The sequence below is a fragment of the Neobacillus drentensis genome, assembly GCF_036966985.1.
Taxonomy (GTDB): domain Bacteria; phylum Bacillota; class Bacilli; order Bacillales; family Cytobacillaceae; genus Neobacillus; species Neobacillus drentensis_E.
In genome coordinates, this window is sequence record NZ_JBALSN010000254.1 from 720 (window position 1) to 17,077 (window position 16,358).

General features: G+C 36.8%; 20 protein-coding genes. 19 read left to right on the top strand and 1 reads right to left on the bottom strand.

The window, feature by feature from the left end:
* The 18 genes from V7659_RS17130 to V7659_RS17210 all read left to right on the top strand — a co-directional run.
* Positions 1 to 241, top strand: a 241-nt coding sequence (locus V7659_RS17130) for an N-acetylmuramoyl-L-alanine amidase family protein (protein ID WP_420491738.1), incomplete at its 5' end; no start/stop codon positions are given.
* A 367-nt stretch (positions 242 to 608) separates the two neighbouring features.
* The gene (locus V7659_RS17135) at positions 609 to 827 is read left to right on the top strand and encodes a hypothetical protein (RefSeq protein ID WP_335541016.1); all 219 of its coding nucleotides are present in this window, start codon (positions 609 to 611) and stop codon (positions 825 to 827) included.
* A 57-nt stretch (positions 828 to 884) separates the two neighbouring features.
* Positions 885 to 1,382, top strand: a complete 498-nt coding sequence (locus tag V7659_RS17140; protein ID WP_335541017.1) for a CBO0543 family protein — start codon at positions 885 to 887, stop codon at positions 1,380 to 1,382.
* Entirely contained in the window at positions 1,379 to 1,864 is a 486-nt protein-coding gene (locus tag V7659_RS17145) for a CBO0543 family protein (protein WP_335541018.1), read from the top strand. Before V7659_RS17140 ends, V7659_RS17145 begins: the two co-directional genes overlap by 4 nt.
* A 261-nt stretch (positions 1,865 to 2,125) precedes the next feature.
* Positions 2,126 to 2,878 carry a YveK family protein gene (locus V7659_RS17150; RefSeq protein WP_335541019.1) on the top strand — a complete coding sequence of 251 codons (753 nt, stop codon included), beginning with the start codon at positions 2,126 to 2,128 and terminating at the stop codon, positions 2,876 to 2,878.
* Positions 2,868 to 3,569, top strand: coding sequence for a CpsD/CapB family tyrosine-protein kinase (locus V7659_RS17155; protein WP_335541020.1), 702 nt, complete (start codon positions 2,868 to 2,870; stop codon positions 3,567 to 3,569). The genes V7659_RS17150 and V7659_RS17155 overlap by 11 nt, the downstream gene beginning before the upstream one ends.
* A gap of 88 nt (positions 3,570 to 3,657) precedes the next feature.
* Positions 3,658 to 4,422 (top strand): tyrosine-protein phosphatase, encoded by a 765-nt coding sequence (locus V7659_RS17160; RefSeq protein WP_335541021.1) that lies wholly within the window; start codon positions 3,658 to 3,660, stop codon positions 4,420 to 4,422.
* A 327-nt stretch (positions 4,423 to 4,749) separates the two neighbouring features.
* Positions 4,750 to 5,643, top strand: a complete 894-nt coding sequence (galU, locus tag V7659_RS17165; protein WP_335541022.1) for a UTP--glucose-1-phosphate uridylyltransferase GalU — start codon at positions 4,750 to 4,752, stop codon at positions 5,641 to 5,643.
* 20 nt (positions 5,644 to 5,663) lie between these two features.
* On the top strand, positions 5,664 to 6,335 hold the full coding sequence (locus tag V7659_RS17170; RefSeq protein ID WP_420491739.1) for a sugar transferase: 672 nt from the start codon (positions 5,664 to 5,666) through the stop codon (positions 6,333 to 6,335).
* 8 nt (positions 6,336 to 6,343) lie between these two features.
* Positions 6,344 to 6,520 (top strand): DUF1972 domain-containing protein, encoded by a 177-nt coding sequence (locus V7659_RS32145; RefSeq protein ID WP_420491740.1) that lies wholly within the window; start codon positions 6,344 to 6,346, stop codon positions 6,518 to 6,520.
* Positions 6,521 to 7,400: 880 nt separating this feature from the next.
* On the top strand, positions 7,401 to 8,465 hold the full coding sequence (locus V7659_RS17175) for an NAD-dependent epimerase/dehydratase family protein (RefSeq protein ID WP_335541023.1): 1,065 nt from the start codon (positions 7,401 to 7,403) through the stop codon (positions 8,463 to 8,465).
* Positions 8,466 to 8,579: 114 nt separating this feature from the next.
* Positions 8,580 to 9,812, top strand: a complete 1,233-nt coding sequence (locus tag V7659_RS17180; protein WP_420491741.1) for a nucleotide sugar dehydrogenase — start codon at positions 8,580 to 8,582, stop codon at positions 9,810 to 9,812.
* 13 nt (positions 9,813 to 9,825) lie between these two features.
* On the top strand, positions 9,826 to 10,275 hold the full coding sequence (gene pssD / locus V7659_RS17185) for a PssD/Cps14F family polysaccharide biosynthesis glycosyltransferase (protein WP_335541024.1): 450 nt from the start codon (positions 9,826 to 9,828) through the stop codon (positions 10,273 to 10,275).
* Between the two features lie 17 nt (positions 10,276 to 10,292).
* Complete coding sequence (locus V7659_RS17190; protein ID WP_335541025.1) at positions 10,293 to 10,793, top strand: glycosyltransferase; 501 nt, start codon at positions 10,293 to 10,295, stop codon at positions 10,791 to 10,793.
* Positions 10,794 to 10,831: 38 nt separating this feature from the next.
* Positions 10,832 to 11,932 carry a glycosyltransferase family 1 protein gene (locus V7659_RS17195; RefSeq protein WP_335541026.1) on the top strand — a complete coding sequence of 367 codons (1,101 nt, stop codon included), beginning with the start codon at positions 10,832 to 10,834 and terminating at the stop codon, positions 11,930 to 11,932.
* Between the two features lie 27 nt (positions 11,933 to 11,959).
* Positions 11,960 to 13,153, top strand: coding sequence for a glycosyltransferase (locus V7659_RS17200; RefSeq protein ID WP_335541027.1), 1,194 nt, complete (start codon positions 11,960 to 11,962; stop codon positions 13,151 to 13,153).
* 35 nt (positions 13,154 to 13,188) lie between these two features.
* Complete coding sequence (locus V7659_RS17205; protein WP_335541028.1) at positions 13,189 to 14,076, top strand: hypothetical protein; 888 nt, start codon at positions 13,189 to 13,191, stop codon at positions 14,074 to 14,076.
* Positions 14,077 to 14,090: 14 nt separating this feature from the next.
* Positions 14,091 to 14,636: an acyltransferase gene (locus tag V7659_RS17210; RefSeq protein ID WP_335541029.1), complete on the top strand. Its 546-nt coding sequence runs from the start codon at positions 14,091 to 14,093 to the stop codon at positions 14,634 to 14,636.
* Between the two features lie 80 nt (positions 14,637 to 14,716).
* Here V7659_RS17210 and V7659_RS17215 read toward each other — a convergent pair whose 3' ends face one another.
* Positions 14,717 to 14,824 (bottom strand): transposase, encoded by a 108-nt coding sequence (locus tag V7659_RS17215; RefSeq protein ID WP_335541030.1) that lies wholly within the window; start codon positions 14,822 to 14,824, stop codon positions 14,717 to 14,719.
* A gap of 412 nt (positions 14,825 to 15,236) precedes the next feature.
* Between V7659_RS17215 and V7659_RS17220 the strand changes: the two genes are divergently transcribed.
* The coding region (locus tag V7659_RS17220) for a hypothetical protein (RefSeq protein ID WP_335541031.1) at positions 15,237 to 16,358 on the top strand (1,122 nt) is incomplete at its 3' end.

The window sequence follows — 16,358 nt, forward strand, 5'->3', positions numbered from 1 at the left end:
CTGGCTAAAACTCGGCAGCAAGAAGTACTACTTCAACAGCGACGGCACAATGAAAACAGGCTGGCTAAAACTCGGCAGTAAGAAGTACTACTTCAACAGCGACGGCACGATGAAAACCGGCTGGCTAAAACTCGGCACCAAAAAGTACCACTTCAACACCAGTGGAGTAATGCAAACGGGCTCGGAAACGATTAGCGGTAAACGATATTACTTTAACTCCAGTGGTGTTAGGGTGAAATAAACAAGAGGGCTGACTCAACTAGGAGTCAGCCTTTTGGTATGACTTCAACCATAAATCAGTTATTTTTCTACTATTAGTGAAAAATACTTTCAATTAAAAATATCTATGTTCGAGGATGGATAGGGGCGAGTGATCGGCGGCATTGGGAAAAATACATCCTTACCATGTTTTACGTAAGCACCTGTAACTTGCTTTACAATCTCCTCTGCAAAGATCATATGCTTTGGAAACATAGCCCGGAGGTATTTCCAAAATCTCATACAATGGTGGATGTAGTTTTTACCTTTATTAACCTACCGGCATTGGTCTGCTCTACCTGAGCCATTACCCCCTTTCAAAACCAAAGAGTAAGCAAGCACTATATATTTTGAAGTGGATCGTTGGTTCGCTGATTGTCGAATATCCTTTTTATAAAATGCATCTGCTGATTCTAAATAATGGCTATGGGTATTGGATGGAGCCATTCTTTTATACCATTATGTATGTAATGATGCGCCTCCATTATACAAGGCCGTTACTTACCTACCCCATCTCAGTTGTTATTATTGTGTTTATGCTTCGCTACTTTAACGTGTCACTAAAGTAGTTGAGAAGTTCTACAACCTCTATTCATAAGCAGCAGCCAGTATAGGAGAGGTCCTCGATGATGTCAGTAGATTACATATTTGTTATGGCGATGTGGGTCAGTGGTTTGATGGCCTATATGTTCTTAACGCCGAAGAAGCAGTACAGAAAATTACTATTTTCTCTCCTTACTTGTCAGGCGCTTTTATGGGTAAATTCGCTGGTGCATGTCGAATTCAACCTGCTTGCCTTTCCGGTTCGTGAATTTCCGAAAGCAACAGACTTACTGATTACAACGGAGTATTTCTTTTACCCGCTTCTTTGTGGGTTTTATATCGCCTATGAACCCAAACATTCATTTAAAATTCGACTGATCTATCTGTCCGTTTGGATTTCCTTCCTCACGGTCTATGATGTCATCCTTGTGAAGTATACAAATCTGGTCGAATACGTCCATTATGCTTGGTATTTTACGTGGATCGATTTCTTTTTTATCTTTGCTGTCACTAACTCAATCTATCAATGGTTTTTTAAAAACAAGGAGCTTTTTCGAATCGAACAGGAGGCAGTTGAATGAAGCTTGAGTGGTGGATTTTACTCGGCGCTTGGTTACTTACCATAAGACTGCTTTTTCTCATTCCAAAAAATAAAATTCGTTTAGCGGTTACAGTCTTTTTATTTGCACAGGCGATCACATGGATTTTTGGCCTATTAGTGGTCCAGTATGGGCTTATTTCCTATCCTGTTAGGCTCTTCGCTGACGTCAACCGTGCGAGCTTCACGTATGAATTTTTTGTATACCCAACTGTGGCTGCCATCTTTAATGTGTTTTATCCACACTCCAGCAGGAAGGTCTTAAAGTTCTTTTATTATGGTGCCTATTGCACGGCTTTGACCATACCTGAGGTTCTTATCGAAAAATACACAGATTCACTTGAGTATCACCATTGGACCTGGTATTGGACATGGATTACTCTGTTTCTTACCTTTATGATTACACGTGGATTTTGCGTGTGGTTTTACAGAGGACTCTTAAAGGAAATAGATGAATCAGGGTAGATGTCCACTTCTTTAGAACTAGAGAGTGAAAACGGTTACTAGGACCTTTGAATCGAGAATAAGGAAATACATGTATTGAAATTAATACCAAATATATATTTCCTCTTCAATTTCATGTAAAAAAGTTGTTTAATAGATAAAGTAATAATTAATTAAACAAAAAAACAAAATAACTGACAAAATTTTGATATAATAGCCAGTATTTTGTAATAAATATGATATAATAGAAAATGTTTTGTAACATACATTTAGGAGGACGAAATGGAAGAGACTATTAGTTTAAAAGAGCTGCTCGAGACATTGAAAAAACGATTCCTACTAATCGTGTCGATAACTGTAATTGCTGCCATCATTAGTGGAGTGGTTAGTTATTATTTTTTACCCTCGATTTACCAGGCTTCTGCACAATTTCTCGTTAATCAAAAGAAAAATGAACAATCTTTATACAACAATTCGAATGAAATACAAACAAACCTTCAATTAATTAACACCTATAATGCGCTCATTACCAGCAAGCGGATATTAAATATCGTTTCTGAAGACCTTGATTTAAACTATACGTATGAACAATTAAAAGGAAAGATTACAGTGGGGAGCGAAAAGGATTCCCAGCTTGTTAACCTGACTGTTCAGGATCCTGATGCTAAGTTAGCTGCGCAAATTGCCAACAAAACGGTTGAAGTGTTTAAGAAAGAGATCGATAATAACATGAATGTCGATAATGTGAACATTTGGTATAAAGCCGATGTTTCTGAAAATACATCACCGATTAAACCAAATCGATTATTAAATGTGGCCATTGCGATGGTTGTTGGTTTAATGGCGGGTATCGGTCTTGCATTCTTACTTGAGTACTTTAATAGCACGATTAAAAACGAACAAGACGTAGATAAGATCTTAGGTCTTCCAATCCTAGGTGTTATTGCAACGATTGATGATCAAAAAATGGAAGAGGCGGCAGCACGCCGTGCAGGTAGAAAATCATCGGGGAGAGGTGAGGACATTGGCGCTTAAAAAGAAGAAACTGAAAAGTAAAGACGCAAGCCGTAAGTTGGTCACAGCGATCGATCCAAAGTCACCGATTTCTGAGCAATACCGGACGATTCGAACAAATATCCAATACTCTTCAGTAGATGAAGAGCTGAAAGCAATCATGGTTACTTCTTCAGGACCTGCGGAAGGAAAGTCAACGACAGCTGCTAACCTTGCTGTAACCTTTGCACAACTTGGTAAAAAGGTATTACTAGTCGATGCTGACTTACGTAAACCAACGGTTCACCATACATTTGGAATGAATAACTTATTTGGTTTTACGACGGTGTTAACAAAGCAAAGAGAACTGGAAAAAACAGTTCTTGAAACACAGGAGAAGGATTTATTCATCTTAACGAGCGGCCCGATTCCACCGAATCCAGCAGAACTATTAAGTTCAAAATCAATGGAACAATTTATTGAAGATGCGAAGTCTCAATTCGAATATATTATCTTTGATACACCGCCGTTGTTAGCGGTAGCTGACCCGCAAATCATTGCGAATCAGGTGGACGGTTCAATTATGGTTATATATAGCGAGAAAACAGAAATTGATCAAGCAAAAAAAGGTAAGGAATTACTTGAACATGCACAAAGCAAATTACTTGGTGTCGTCTTGAATCATAAAGAAGTCCAAAATGGAGACTATTATTATTATTATGGTTCTAGGTGACAAGTTTCGACAAAATCTATCCCTGATATGTGTTACTATGATAAATGTCATCGGAAAATTACATTTTATTGGAAAGTGTGTGTGACCAATGATTGATTTGCATAGTCATATTTTACCTGGGGTAGATGATGGGGCAAGGGATTTGTCGGAAAGTATTAATATGGCCAAGAGTGCTGTCGAACAGGGGATTCATACGATTGTAGCCACACCGCATCATTTGAACAACCGTTATGAAAATCCAAAACGGACGATTATTGATAGAGTAAGAGAATTTAACAAGGCTTTACTTGATGAAAAAATTGATTTAAATGTGCTGCCAGGACAAGAAACACGGATCTATGGTGAAATGGTTGAGGGATATGAGTTAGGTGAAATTCTTCCAATAGATAACACGCAATATGTATTGGTAGAGTTTTCGTCTGGCCATGTCCCGAGATACACGGAGAAGTTGTTTTATGATTTGCAGACAAAGGGACTCATTCCGGTGATTGTTCATCCAGAACGGAATCAAGAAATTATCGAGCGCCCAGAGATCCTATATCGACTTGTGGAAAAGGGAGCATTAACACAAATTACTGCTGCAAGTATCTGCGGGGACTTTGGAAAAAAGATTAAAAGTTTTTCCCTCCAATTAATCGATGCAAACCTTACTCACTTCATTGCATCGGATGCTCATAATACAAGCAATCGTACGTTTAAAATGCGAGAAGCATTCGACATTGTTCAAGCAAAGTACGGGAATGACATGGTTTATTTATTCCAAGAGAACGCTGAATTAGTGATTGAGGGCAGTCATGTTTATAAAGAAGTGCCCGAACGAATTAAAAAGAATCGGTTTTTTAACATCTTTTAACCGAATAAGCCAATAAGTGTTAACAAATTTATCAATTTACACCTCCTTTATCAGGCTAAATCGCCTGATCGGCGACGCCCCCTGTCCGTTATCGATGGGGGCACTCGATTGTGCTGTGGGTACCTTAGGGACCTTAGACGCCTGTCGTCAAGAGCATGATGTGAGGCCGGGTTAGATGCCCGATTATTATAAAAACAAAAATATCTAATGAAAGAATAAGTGTGAAAGCACTTGCAATTCCATTAGATATTTATTTTTTGCCCCTTTGCTTTAGCAAAGGAAAGAGTTTAGTAGATAAACAAAAGAATAATAGTGGGGGAATTAACAGTGAAAAGAGTAAGAAAAGCCATTATTCCAGCTGCAGGGCTGGGGACAAGATTTTTGCCAGCAACTAAAGCAATGCCAAAGGAAATGCTTCCAATCGTTGATAAGCCAACGATCCAGTATATAGTGGAAGAGGCTGTAGCATCAGGTATTGAAGATATTATCATTGTAACTGGAAAAGGAAAACGAGCAATTGAAGATCATTTCGACAATGCCATGGAGTTGGAACAGAATTTAATCGAGAAAGAAAAGTATGATATCTTGGAACGAGTTCAGTATGCTACAAATCTAGCGGATATCCATTACATTCGCCAGAAAGAGCCAAAGGGACTTGGACATGCTGTCTGGTCTGCGCGCAACTTTATTGGTGATGAACCATTCGCGGTTCTTTTAGGAGATGACATTGTACAAAGTGAAACTCCATGTCTAAGACAGTTAATTAATCAATATGAAGAAACATTTTCTTCTGTAATTGGTGTGCAGCAAGTAGCTGATAATGAAACAAACCGTTATGGAATTATTGACCCATTAAAAAAGGATGGAAGACGTTATCAAGTTAATAATTTTGTTGAAAAACCAAAGCTCGGTACAGCGCCTTCTAATTTAGCTATCATGGGTCGATATATTTTAACTCCAGAAATCTTTATGTTCCTTGACCGTCAAGAAAAAGGAGCAGGTGGAGAAATTCAACTAACAGATGCAATTCAACACTTAAATGAAATCCAAAGAGTTTTTGCCTATGACTTTGAAGGTAAACGGTATGACGTAGGTGAAAAATTTGGTTTTGTAAAGACAACCATTGAATTTGCTTTGCAGCATAATGACCTCCATGACGACATGCTAGATTACCTAAAGAATCTAGTTTCTTCATTAGAAAAAGAAAAAGTAATGTTATAGAGAGAAGGAAGGGGTCACGGTTGTCAAATCTGGCAAATCAAGAAGTATCTTATTTAGAAAACCAGAAATTACTTGTTAATGACGGAAAAACATACGTTCTAACAAAAAGATTAATAGATATTATTGGTTCTTCATTAGGAATTATTCTTTTAGGTTTCCTTTTTATTATTATTGCGATCTTAATTAAATTGGAAGATCCAAAGGGAGCAATTCTGTTTTCACAGAAAAGAGTTGGACTGAATGGAAAAGAGTTTAAAATGTATAAATTCCGTTCGATGATATCCAATGCGGAGGAAAAGTTACAAGAGCTTTTAAAGCATAATGAAGTATCTGGTGCCATGTTTAAAATGAAGGATGACCCAAGGATTACAAGAATCGGTAAGTTTATCAGGAAAACCAGTATTGATGAATTGCCACAACTCTTTAATGTTTTAAAAGGGGATATGAGCTTAGTGGGTCCTCGTCCCCCTCTTCCTAGAGAGGTTGCTGTTTATTCTGAGTATGACAAGCAAAGGTTAATGGTAACACCAGGTTGCACGGGACTTTGGCAAGTGAGTGGAAGGAATAGTCTTGGATTTGGGGAAATGGTAGAACTGGACCTCGTATATATGCAAAAACGTTCAATTCTTTTTGATTTAAAAATTATTTTAAAAACAGTACTTGTTTTATTTGGTTCAAAGAATGCATATTAGATGATAAAATGGATGCTTATAATACTCATTATTTAGATATATTTTTCTCGGGATCCTCTAATTATGGTGGGTTTGAGACATTTGTGAGTAATTTAACAGAGTTTAAGAAATCAAAGGATATTAAATGTCATGTAGCCTGCTTAGATGAAAATTATGATGAAATTGAGTATGACGGAGCAAGATGATATACCGTTAATATTCCAAATATCGGCCCTGTAAAGGCAGTTTATTATGACATTAATTCCCTTGATTTAGTTTATTACTATATAAAAATAATAGCATTAGTAATGCAATAGTTTATATTTTGACCAGTAGAATCGGCCCTTTTATGAATCTGAACTTTTGGTGGTTAAAAATTCAAAAGTATTACTTAATTGTTGGCGGTTTTGTACCAGAAAAAAATGTCAACAGTAAATTAAGAATTCAAAAATCATGGCAAAACAGGGTGAATTATTATCATTCCTTATTGGCCTCATAAAACACATTTTTCCAATAAATTCTCTTGCAACTCGATAATCCGGTACAAAGTGCATTTTTCTACGGAATTAAAAGATTTCAGAGGGAAATGTAGATACATACCAGGGATAGTTGCTTCGATGTTGATCTCTCAAGTATAGTGTAAACCTCATAAGATTGGAACGTGCTGCACTTATCTATGATTTTTACGGTAGAGGATTTTAGTGGTCCAAAGGATTTTTGAAGGCTGAGGTTCTACGAGGTTTATAAGTGTATCAATATTTCGTAGAAAAGTAGAAATGAGCTTTTTACAAAACTGATGAGTTTATCAGAAATTGAAAGTTTATAGAAAATCAAAGCGATTAAGGAAAAAGTCGGGGAAAGATGGGCTGAATGGCTGTATTTGACCTCGGATATTGTGTTGTGTGAAGGATAAACACATGTAGATGATTTCCGCAGCATTTAATGCAGAAAGTTTAATTGGGGTTTGTGGGCGCAAAGATGTAGGCTGAATTATTGCAGCGAGTGAGGAACTTTTTCACAGACCTTTTTTTATATAGTAGAAACCCATATAAGAAAGTTTAACAAATTGATAGGAGTAACACAGAAATGAGTATAGTTGACTTACAAAATAAAACAATTTTTGTGACCGGAGTGGCTGGCTTTATTGGCTCTAATCTGGTCAAAAGAATTTATCAAGATGTTCCTGATGCAAAGGTTATCGGTATCGATAATATGAATGATTATTACGATGTTAAACTGAAGGATGCTCGCTTAAAAGAACTGACCCAAAATGAGTCTTTTGTGTTTGTAGAAGGGAGCATTGCTGATAATGCTCTGATTACCTCTATTTTTAAAGAATATAGTCCACAAGTAGTTGTCAACTTGGCAGCGCAGGCGGGTGTTCGATATTCCATTACAAATCCAGATGCATATGTGGAAGCAAATTTGATAGGTTTCTATAACATTTTGGAGGCTTGTCGTCATTCTTATGACAATGGTGCAATTGGTGTGGAGCATTTGGTATATGCAAGCTCTTCCAGCGTTTATGGCTCCAATAAGAAGGTTCCATACAGTACTGACGATAAGGTGGATAATCCTGTTTCGTTGTATGCAGCCACCAAGAAGTCCAATGAATTGCTGACTCACGCATACTCAAAACTCTATAACATTCCATCTACTGGTCTGCGTTTCTTTACAGTATATGGTCCTGCTGGTCGCCCGGATATGGCATACTTTGGATTTACCAATAAACTGCGTGAAGGCAAGTCTATTCAGATCTTCAACTATGGAAACTGCAAGCGCGACTTTACCTATGTAGATGACATTGTAGAAGGTGTTGTTCGTGTCATGCAAAAGGCTCCAGACAAAGTTACTGGTGAAGATGGTCTACCGTTGCCACCATATGCTGTTTATAACATTGGAAACAACCAGCCTGAGAATCTGCTGGACTTTGTAGATATCCTACAGCAGGAATTAATCCGAGCGGGTGTTTTGCCAGAAGATTATGACTTCGATGCACACAAAGAACTGGTCCCGATGCAGCCAGGTGATGTTCCTATTACCTATGCTGATACCACTGCGTTGGAGCGTGACTTTGGTTTCAAGCCTAGCACCAGTTTAAGAGATGGACTTCGCAAGTTTGCTGAGTGGTACAGAACATTTTATATGTAATGAGAAATGCACTTATAAGATATCCTGATATAGATTATAATTGGTCTGCTAAAAGCCGTATAAAAATATAACCCACGTGAGGAGTAAAAAAATTTGTCTAAAGATATGAAGGAACTGAAAATTGCCGTTGCTGGAACTGGTTATGTTGGTCTGTCTATTGCTACCTTACTTTCTCAGCATCATAAAGTAATGGCAATTGATATTATTCCAGAAAAAGTTGAACTAATTAATGGCAGAAAGTCTCCTATTCAAGATGATTATATTGAAAAATACTTTGCTGAGAAGGAACTTAATTTGACTGCAACAGTTGATGCAAAAGCTGCTTATTCGGATGCTGATTTTGTTGTTATTGCTGCTCCTACTAACTATGATAGCAAGAAGAACTTCTTTGATACTTCTGCTGTAGAGTCTGTTATTAACCTGGTTCTGGAGTATGCACCAGATGCCATTATGGTTATTAAATCAACAATTCCAGTTGGCTATACGGCATCAATTCGAGAGAAGACCGGTAGTAAAAATATTATCTTCAGCCCAGAGTTTTTAAGAGAATCTAAGGCACTTTACGACAATCTGTATCCTTCTCGCATCATTGTCGGCACAGATATGGATGATGAACACTTAGTAGAAGCAGCACGTACATTCGCTTCGCTTTTGCATGAAGGTGCAATCAAAGAAGATATTGACACTCTATTTATGGGCTTCACTGAGGCAGAAGCAGTTAAACTGTTTGCTAATACTTATCTTGCCCTTCGAGTTTCTTATTTTAATGAACTTGATACGTATGCAGAAATGAAGGGCTTGAACACACAGCAGATTATTACTGGTGTTTGCCTTGATCCTCGTATAGGTAGTCATTACAACAATCCTTCCTTTGGATACGGCGGATATTGCCTGCCTAAGGATACAAAGCAGATGTTAGCGAACTATTCAGACGTTCCTGAAAATTTGATTCAGGCTATTGTTGAGTCTAACAGAACTCGTAAGAGCTTTATTGCGGATCGTGTCCTTGAGATTGCTGGAGCTTATGAAGCAAATGATAGCTGGGATGCAGGTAAAGAAAAAGAAGCTGTGGTCGGTGTATATCGCTTGACTATGAAGAGTAATTCTGATAATTTCCGTCAGAGCTCTATCCAGGGCGTTATGAAGCGTATTAAAGCCAAAGGTGCAACAGTCATTATCTATGAACCCAATCTGGAGGAAGGCACCACCTTTTTCGGTAGCAAAGTGGTTAATGACCTGACTGCATTTAAGGAGCAGAGTCAAGCGATCATTGCAAATCGTTATGATAGCTGCCTGGAAGATGTTCAGGATAAGGTTTATACCCGCGACGTATTTAGAAGAGACTAAGGAGGGAATCTTAATGAAAGTTTGTCTTGTAGGATCTTCTGGTGGACATCTTACTCACTTATACATGCTAAAGCCTTTTTGGGAAAATAAAGAGCGATTTTGGGTCACATTTGACAAAGAAGATGCAAGAAGTCTTTTAAATGGCGAAAAGATGTATCCTTGTTATTTCCCTACAAATCGTAGCTTAAAGGCGTTAGTTATAAATACAAAGTTAGCGATTAAAGTTCTGATCAAGGAAAAACCGGATTTGATAATTTCATCTGGTGCTGCTGTGGCTGTTCCGTTCTTTTATCTTGGGAAATTGTTTGGTGCAAAAACAATTTATGTAGAGGTGTTTGATCGTATTGATAAATCAACAGTTACAGGAAAGATGGTTTATCCGGTTACAGATAAATTTATAGTTGAATGGGAAGAAATGAAACAGGTTTATCCGAAAGCAGTAAATCTAGGTAGTATTTTCTGATAAGCAGGGGTGAGAAAATGATTTTCGTTACAGTAGGAACACACGAACAGCAATTTAATCGTTTAGTTGAATGTATCGATAATTTGAAAGAAAAAGGGATCATTCAGGAAGAAGTGATTATTCAGACAGGATTTAGTACTTATGAACCCCGATATTGTAAATGGAGCAAGCTGTTTCCCTATCAAGAAATGGTCAATAATGTGGCTGATGCAAGAATCGTTATTACACATGGCGGACCTTCAAGTTTTATCATGCCGTTGCAAATTGGTAAAATTCCGGTAGTTATTCCACGCCAGAAGCAATTTGACGAACATATTAATAATCATCAAGTTGATTTTGCAAATGCAGTAGCGAATAGACAAGGAAACATTATTGTTGTAGAGCAGATTGAATCATTAGAGGACACTATTTTAAGATATGATGATATTGTTCAGGCAATGCCAACTAATATTAAGAGCAATAATTTGAAATTTTGCCAGGACTTCGACGAACTTGTTGATAGCTTGATGAAAAAATAGGAGTAAGTGGACCTCTGATTACCGAAAGAGAGGATTTTATGAGTGTAAAAGTACTGAATGTGATCACGGGCGGTTTAGGGCGTGAAGGCATTACAACAACCCAACTTGAGTTCATGAAGGGAATGGACAAGAGCGAGATTCAGATGGATATTGCTGCTGTTCATGACAATGAAGAAGATGTAATTAGTGAATTTGAAGCAACGGGATGTCGAGTATTGAGATTTCCTGATAGAAAAAGAGAACTTTTAGCCTACATCAAACAACTTAATCATACGATCAGAAGAGAACATTACGATGTAATCCATGTGCATGGTAGTAGTTCTATGATGTCTATTGAACTGTTAATTGCAAAATTTGCAGGCGTGAAAACACGCATCGCTCATAGTAGAAATACTCGCGCTGACCATGAAAAGGTTGATAAATTGTTGAGACCGGTGTTTGATCATTGTTACACACATGCTTTTTCTTGTGGAGAAGATGCAGGTAAGTGGTTATTTGGTGAGAGAGAATTTACTGTATTGCATAATGGAAAAGACCTTGAAAAATTCCATTTCTACCAAGAACAGAGGGACTCTATTAGAACTAAATATGCCATTGGTAATAAAACGGCGGTTGGTTTTGTTGGCAATCTCAATGTTCAAAAGAATCTTCCCTTTTTGCTTGATGTTATTAGGCATAATAATATAAGCAACCCTGATTGTATATATTTTTTGATGGGTGATGGTCCGGAAAGAGAAAATGTCCGTGCAAAGCTGGAGGAATATGGATTATCTGATAAGGTGATTATGACTGGCCGTATACCCAATATTCCAGAAATGCTTCAGGGAATGGATGTTATGCTTCTTCCATCGTTGTTCGAGGGATTACCGAATGTGGTGCTAGAATGGCAGGCTGCTGGTTTGCCTAGTTTAATATCTGATCAGATTACGCAAGAATGTAAGGTTTGTAATCTAGTGAAATTCTTACCAATTAATCAAGGAATAGAGATATGGGTTAAGGAAATAGAAAAGGTTTCCATTAATAACGATCGAAAAACATTTTCGGAGGATGCATGTCGGTGTATGAAAGCTGCTGGCTTTGATCTTGAGGAAAATATTGAATTTGTGAGGAATTTTTATGTTGAAGCAGTACAAAAGTGAAACTGTGTATTTTAGGGGAGGAAGAGTGTGGAAAACAAACGTATTCTTGTGATTTCCAAAACTTTGACATCAGGTGGAGCGGAAAGAGTTGCTGCAAATCTAGCTACACAACTTAACAGAGGCAATGACAAGGCGTGGTTATTGGTTTTAGATGGTAGTGTTGCAACATATAGTTCAGAGGCTCCAATTATTGATTTACAAATGCCTTGGGCGAATTCAACCATCGGAAAGATTAAGTGGTATTTAAAGGTTACTCGTTTGATTGCAAAGTGTAAGCGTGATTTAAAGATCACACATGCGATTAGCTTTTTAAGTGAGCCAGACCTTCTTAATGTTTTTACTAAATTTTATGGAAAAGCTATTGTGTCTGTGAGAAATAATAGAAGTTCTTTAAATCGAAGCGTATTTAATAAGAAAAAAGATCAATTCATTTTTAATTCCGCTGAACGAATTGTTTCTTTATCACAGGGAGCAAAAGAAGATTTGATTGACTTTTATGGTACAGACGCTAATAAAATTGATGTGATTTACAACACATGTGATACGGAGAGAATTGAAAAACAGTCAAAGTTAAAACCCGAAAACGAAATTGATGAAGAATTTGTCACAGGAAAAACAGTAATCACTGCAGGAAGACTTACAGGGCAAAAGGGCCATTGGCATCTCATTAGAGCATTTCAGTATGTTGTAAAAAAAGTACCTAATGCGAAACTCTTGATTTTGGGACAAGGTGAAGAGGAAGTTTATCTTGCAAAATTAATAATTGATTTGGGTTTGGCTGATAATATTAAATTAATAGGTTACCATAAAAACCCGTATTATTATTTAGCGAAATCAGATTTATTTGTATTTTCATCTAATTTTGAAGGATTTGGAAATATTTTATTAGAGGCAATGGCGTGTGGTCTACCTATTGTGTCTACTGATTGTATGGTTGGTCCTAGGGAACTTTTAGCGCCGGGAACATCTTATAAAGAGCGAGTAAAGGATTCTGCATTAAAGGCTGAGAATGGAATTCTGGTTCCTGTTTGTGATGGAACACGATATAGAGCTGAGGATTCGATTACAAAGGAAGAGCGTATAATGGCAGATGCCATTGTCGAAATGCTTACTGATGAAGAATTAAAGGAAAGATACAGGTGTAGGTCAAATATTCGAATCCAAGATTTTACAGATGAGAAAATTACGAAAGAATGGATAAAAGTTCTAGATCGATTATGACAAATAAGGTCGTGAAGTTATGAAAGGAGAAGTCAATGAATAAAAAGAATCCAATTTATCAAATAGCACGTACAGGATGGCTTTTTTTTAAAAAGGTGACTTCCTATATTTCTTATATTCCATATTATATTTTTAAACCTCAACTTCCTCAGAATAGTAAAGATACTCCCAAAATCGTTGTGTCATTTACTACCTATCCAGCTCGTGTTAAATGTTTACCGTTGGTCATTGGAAGTATTGTACGACAAACGAGACAGCCGGATATTGTAGTACTCTATTTAAGTAAAAAACAATTTTCTGATCTCGACAATCCCATTTTTGATTCCATCAGAAAACAAGGCGTAAAAATTACATTAGTGGATGATGATTTGCGTTCGCATAAGAAATATTTTTATGCCATGCAAGAGTATGCAGAGAGTATAGTCATTACAATAGATGATGATATTATCTATGATAAGTACATGATTGAAGACCTATACAAGTCTTATTTAAAGCATCCTAAAGCTGTTTCTGCAAAACGTGTGCATAAAATTAAGTTTGATTCTGAGAAAAAGGTGTTGCCATATTTAAAGTGGGGATATGATACCAAAGAACTCATTGATATTGAGTCGCTTGAATTAGTTGCAACTGGTTGTGGAGGTATCTTATACCCTGCAGGCAGCCTGAATAAGTCTTGGAATGATCCTGAGGGAATAAAAAGTACATGCTTACGCGCTGATGATTTATGGCTGAAGGTAATGGAAGTGCTAAATTCGATTCCGGTTGTTCTTGTCAAGAGTCGCTCATACAAATTGAAACATGTATGGGGGACAGATTTAGATGGCCTAGCAAATGATAATGTATTGAATGACGGAAATGATGTGCAATTAGCAAATATTTGTAGGTATTTGGATGTTGACTTGCATGGTTTAACTCACAGATAGGAGATCGAATAGTAATGAGATTGAAATATTATTTTGAGCGTCTTTTTTATAGGAATCCAGTAGATTATGCCAAATATATAGGTGTAAAAGTGGGGAACGGCTGTAGGTTTTCAGCTTTGCCGGATTTTGGTAGTGAACCATTTTTGATTGAAATAGGTGATCATGTACTAATTGGAAAGGGCTGCGCATTTGTTACACATGATAGCGGAAATTGGTTATTTAGAGAACAAGAGAAATATAAAAAAACAATGAAGTTCGCCCGTGTGAAAGTTGGAAATAATTGCTATATTGGAATTAGATCGATTATTATGCCGGGAGTTACTATTGGTGATGGATGTATTATCGGAGCTGGAAGTATTGTTACAAACGATATTCCAGAAGGGTCTGTTGCAGTTGGAGTTCCTGCTAGAGTTATTAAATCAGTAGATGAGTATGCGGAGAAATTACTTTCTCAAATGCCTGAATATGATGAAAGATTAATGAAGCAAGATAGAACAAAAGCAATTCTAGATTTTGTAGAGAAATTTGAGGAAAAAAATGAAAATAACACAAGTAATTAATGATAAGTGGAATTTCGTGATGCTTTTCACTTTTGACTGCAGAGGCAGCACACTGTATTAAAAGAGGTTTGATCTAGCAGTCAGCTCTCGGAATTCTTACTTACTTTTTCTTGCCGGGCACTCTCGTTATTTGTGGGTGTAAGTCCTGCCCAGGAATATAAATGCTTAGCTGGCGGAAACACTACCATATTCGCACCAATTTGCGATACCACAGCAGAGGCATTTGTAAGTAGTTACCCCTTTGTTTGTTGAAGCAATACAAGCAACAACAAATATTCTGCAAACATCAAACCCACAGTAAATTGGATAAACAATTTTTAATCCCATAGGGATAAACTCCTTTCAGAGTATAATAGGGATAAACATGATTGACTGATTGCTCAGCAATAAACGATTTATGTTTAAACTAAGATAAGTCTGCGTACTCAAAGTCACACTTATTTGTGCTTGGATAGGCAATCTACACATATAAGAATACGGTCATTCCATAACTGAAGTAGCCCACTCACCTCCATGTTATTTGTAGTTGACTGATATCCCTATGACTTTAGTTTAATAGAAATAACGCTCAAGGTACAATTATTGCTTTGCGTTTGTGCCTTGAGCGAAGCGAAAGGAATAGATATAAGTTTGAACACTCAGCATAGCGGTAAGATTGGAGTTAATCAATTAAGAATAAGTGCATACATTTTTTTACTATGCTTAAATGTGTGTTCACGAATTGTGGGCAGCTCCACATTAACTCATTTTTTATTTGTCGAAAAAAGTCTGTGGAGTGCCTTATTACCAAAAATCACAATAGTAGGTTGCCTTGCTATTTTCCTATCTTATAGAAGGCAATCAAAGAAAAAACTAATGATAATGATGGTGCTTTCAATTTTTGTATTGATTATAACTGAGATGTCAAATAATATGGCATTTTCGCAGATATTTTTCTTTGTTATTGCATATCCGATTACTTTGGATGCCCGCAAAATAGCAAAGTGGGAAAGCTACTGTTTTATTGCAGTGACAGCGTTTGTGTTTTTGATGTATAAAGCAGGTCTAATAAGCGGTAATGAAGATTTTAGAGAGGAAATAGTTAGAAATTCATGCGGATTCAGTTCTGCAAATGGATTTGCGAATACTATTTTACTTTCTCTTATTGCATTTGTTTATTATAAGCAAGACAGATGGAAACTAAAGCATAGCATAATCTGGAGTTGTGTAATTGCGTATGTATTTGCTTTGACAAATAGCAGAATGTCCTGCGCATTAGGATTGTTTGTTGTTGTTGTAATGACATTTTGGTATTTCAAAGGAAAACAAATAAAAAAATTTATTTATACGTTTTCAGAGTGCTCTTTTATAGTGGGTTTAGGACTATCTGTTTTAGCTACAGTTCTTTATGTTAATGGCTATTTTATGGTAGCACTTACAGCATTAAATTCCTTTCTAACATATCGTCTTTCTTATATGTCTCAATATTTCTTAGACCCAGGTATCTCTTTGTTTGGTCAAGTTCTTGTTATGGTGTCTAAAGCTCAAATGTTAAGCACAGGTGAAAGATGGAGTGGACTAGACAATAGCTATATGTATATGTTGATAGTATGGGGAATTGTTGGAATAGCCATTTTCACACTGTTTATGGTATTTTTGGGTAAGTACCTAAAGCGGACTGAAAATTATTATGGTGCATTATGTGTGTTAGTTCTTAGCATTGTAGGAATTAAAGAAAACTAC

Bases quoted from the DNA above. Each gene is read 5' to 3' on its own strand.
- V7659_RS17140 (WP_335541017.1), top strand. From the start codon at position 885: ATGATGTCAGTAGATTACATATTTGTTATGGCGATGTGGGTCAGTGGT.
- V7659_RS17145 (WP_335541018.1), top strand. From the start codon at position 1,379: ATGAAGCTTGAGTGGTGGATTTTACTCGGCGCTTGGTTACTTACCATA.
- V7659_RS17150 (WP_335541019.1), top strand. From the start codon at position 2,126: ATGGAAGAGACTATTAGTTTAAAAGAGCTGCTCGAGACATTGAAAAAA.
- V7659_RS17160 (WP_335541021.1), top strand. From the start codon at position 3,658: ATGATTGATTTGCATAGTCATATTTTACCTGGGGTAGATGATGGGGCA.
- V7659_RS32145 (WP_420491740.1), top strand. From the start codon at position 6,344: ATGGATGCTTATAATACTCATTATTTAGATATATTTTTCTCGGGATCC.
- V7659_RS17175 (WP_335541023.1), top strand. From the start codon at position 7,401: ATGAGTATAGTTGACTTACAAAATAAAACAATTTTTGTGACCGGAGTG.
- pssD (WP_335541024.1), top strand. From the start codon at position 9,826: ATGAAAGTTTGTCTTGTAGGATCTTCTGGTGGACATCTTACTCACTTA.
- V7659_RS17190 (WP_335541025.1), top strand. From the start codon at position 10,293: ATGATTTTCGTTACAGTAGGAACACACGAACAGCAATTTAATCGTTTA.
- V7659_RS17195 (WP_335541026.1), top strand. From the start codon at position 10,832: ATGAGTGTAAAAGTACTGAATGTGATCACGGGCGGTTTAGGGCGTGAA.
- V7659_RS17205 (WP_335541028.1), top strand. From the start codon at position 13,189: ATGAATAAAAAGAATCCAATTTATCAAATAGCACGTACAGGATGGCTT.
- V7659_RS17210 (WP_335541029.1), top strand. From the start codon at position 14,091: ATGAGATTGAAATATTATTTTGAGCGTCTTTTTTATAGGAATCCAGTA.
- V7659_RS17215 (WP_335541030.1), bottom strand. From the start codon at position 14,824: ATGGTAGTGTTTCCGCCAGCTAAGCATTTATATTCCTGGGCAGGACTT.